4 protein-coding genes are annotated in these 2,276 nt (G+C 73.7%); 3 read left to right on the top strand and 1 reads right to left on the bottom strand.

The window, feature by feature from the left end; genetic code table 11:
- Positions 1-19: 19 nt before the first annotated feature.
- Positions 20-979 (bottom strand): bile acid:sodium symporter family protein, encoded by a 960-nt coding sequence (locus tag HO151_RS01450; protein WP_368039381.1) that lies wholly within the window; start codon positions 977-979, stop codon positions 20-22.
- Between the two features lie 147 nt (positions 980-1,126).
- Here HO151_RS01450 and HO151_RS01455 point away from each other — a divergent pair, with 147 nt between their 5' ends.
- From HO151_RS01455 to HO151_RS01465, 3 genes are all read left to right on the top strand, one after another.
- Positions 1,127-1,501 (top strand): VOC family protein, encoded by a 375-nt coding sequence (locus HO151_RS01455; RefSeq protein WP_173894323.1) that lies wholly within the window; start codon positions 1,127-1,129, stop codon positions 1,499-1,501.
- A gap of 75 nt (positions 1,502-1,576) precedes the next feature.
- On the top strand, positions 1,577-1,822 hold the full coding sequence (locus HO151_RS01460) for a hypothetical protein (protein WP_173894324.1): 246 nt from the start codon (positions 1,577-1,579) through the stop codon (positions 1,820-1,822).
- Positions 1,822-2,199, top strand: coding sequence for a fic family toxin-antitoxin system, toxin component (locus HO151_RS01465; protein WP_173894325.1), 378 nt, complete (start codon positions 1,822-1,824; stop codon positions 2,197-2,199). Before HO151_RS01460 ends, HO151_RS01465 begins: the two co-directional genes overlap by 1 nt.
- Positions 2,200-2,276 lie beyond the last annotated feature (77 nt).

Genomic DNA, 2,276 nt, shown 5'->3' on the forward strand with positions numbered 1-2,276 from the left:
GCCCGGGCCGGCCGCGGGGTCAGCGCGCCCGGCGGGACAGCCAGGCGGCGGCGAGGGCGCCGGAGATGTTGTGCCAGACGGAGAAGACCGCGGCGGGGAGCGCGGCCAGCGGGCTGAAGTGGGCGGTGGCCAGTGAGGCGGCCAGCCCCGAGTTCTGCATACCGACCTCGAAGGCCATGGCGCGGCTCGCGGGTTCGCCCATCCGGCTGAGCCGTCCCGCGCCGTAGCCCAGGGCCAGGCCGAGGCCGTTGTGCAGCACGACGGCGACGAACACCAGCAGCGCGGCCGACTTGATGGCGTCGGCGCTGCCCGCCACGACCACGGTCACGATCACACCGATGGTCACGGCGGACAGCCAGGGCAGCGCCGGCAGGGCCCGCTCCACGAGGCGGCCCGCCAGGAGCCGTACGGCCAGGCCCGCGACGACCGGCAGCAGTACGGTCTTGAGGATGTCGGTGACCATGGAGTCGGCGTCGACGGGCAGGTACTCGCCCGCCAGCAGCAGGGTCAGCGGCGGAGTGACCAGCGGGGCCACGAGCGTGGAGACGGTGGCCACGGAGACGGACAGCGCGACGTCACCGCGGGCCAGGTACGTGACCACGTTGGAGGCGGTGCCGCTGGGGGCGCAGCCGACGAGGATGACGCCCGCCGCGAGCTGCGGGGGGAGCTGCAGCAGATGGGCGATGACCCAGCCCAGCCCCGGCATGATCACGTAGTGTGCGACCAGCCCGAGGGCCACCGCCCAGGGCCGTCGGACGACTCCGCGGAAGTCCTGCGGGGTCATCGTGATGCCCATGCAGAACATCACCACGCCCAGGAGGTACGGCACCGACTCGCCCCAGCCGCTGAAGCCGCCCGGGAGCAGCAGGCCGAGGGCGCCGGCGGCGAGGACGAGGGCGGGGAAGACGGTGACGGCGCGGCGCGCGGAGCGGTCGGCGGTGGCGCGGCTGGTGTCGGATTCGGGTCGTTCTGTACTCACTGTACGAGACAACGCCTGGTCAGGGCCGTGACGCAAGGCCGTCTCGCGATGTGATCACCGCCGCGGGAACGGCGCCTCACCGCGGAATGGAGAGGCGTGTGGGGCGCTCGGATGCGTGAGAACGGGTGTCGGGGCAAAGCTGTAGGTATGACTGCGACGCTCGGTGGCTTCGTCCTCGGTACCCCCGACCCTTCCGCGCTGGCCGACTTCTACCGGGCCCTGCTGGGCTGGCAGGAGGTCGACCGGGAGCCGGAGTGGGTCAGCCTGAGGGCCCCGGACGGGGAACGCCTCGCCCTCAGCTTCCAGCTGGAGGCCGATCACGCCGTCCCCACGTGGCCGCAGCGCCCCGGCACCCAGCAGATGCAGGCACACCTGGACCTGCAGGTCGACGATCTGGAGGCGGAGACCGAACGGGCCTGCGCCCTGGGCGCGACACTGGAGGAGTACCAGCCCCAGAAGGACGTACGGGTCCTCCGCGACCCGCACGGCCACCCGTTCTGCTTCTTCCTCCCGGGCGGCTGAACACCGTCGGCGCGGTCGCCGGACCGCGGGACCGCGGCCTGGAACCAGGTTGGTAACAGCTGTTACCATCCGGGTATGGCGAAGACACAACTGGGCGCACGCGTGGATCAGGACGTCGCGGAACTCGCGCGCAAGCGCGCCGCCGACCTCGGGCTGAGCATCGGGGACTACCTCGCCCGGCTCGTCCAGGACGACGCCGGGGGCCTGCGCGCCCACGCCGTGGAGGCCGCCGCGCGCTTCCTGGCCGACCACCAGGCGGTCTTCGACGAGGCCGAGGCGGAGGACGCCCGGCGGACGTCCGGGGGAGTGCGCGCGGCCTGATGGACCTGCACATCGACGTCGCCTGGATCCTGCAGGTCGCCGAGGCGGCCGGCGCGGACGACCCCGCGCCCGACGACTACGGCGTACCGGTCTCGGCGGTCGCGCGCCACCGGGCCGAGCTGTTCGAGCAGCCCGTCTACGACGGCCCCTACGCCAAGGCCGCCGCCCTGGTGCACACCCTGGGCCGGTGCCGCTGGCTGGAGCGCTCCAACCTGGCGGTGGCCGCGGCGACAGGAGTGATGTACCTCGACGCCGCGGGAATCTCCGTCAAGCCCGCCCGCGAGGACGCCGTCGCCCTCAAGGACCTGCTGCTCGACCCCGCCTGCACCGCCGGGAAGATCGCCGGGCTGCTGCGCACCTGGCCCACCACCACCTGACCTCCCGACGGGCCCGGCCCCGCCGGGGCCGGCCGTCGGCGGCCGGGAGCGGCCCGCCGACGGAAGGCGGCCGGGCG

Source organism: Streptomyces sp. 8P21H-1, from assembly GCF_013302945.1.

What these genes read in the sequence shown, in the direction of transcription:
- HO151_RS01455 (WP_173894323.1), top strand. Translation starts at nt 1,127, where the DNA reads ATGACTGCGACGCTCGGTGGCTTCGTCCTCGGTACCCCCGACCCTTCC.
- HO151_RS01460 (WP_173894324.1), top strand. Translation starts at nt 1,577, where the DNA reads ATGGCGAAGACACAACTGGGCGCACGCGTGGATCAGGACGTCGCGGAA.
- HO151_RS01465 (WP_173894325.1), top strand. Translation starts at nt 1,822, where the DNA reads ATGGACCTGCACATCGACGTCGCCTGGATCCTGCAGGTCGCCGAGGCG.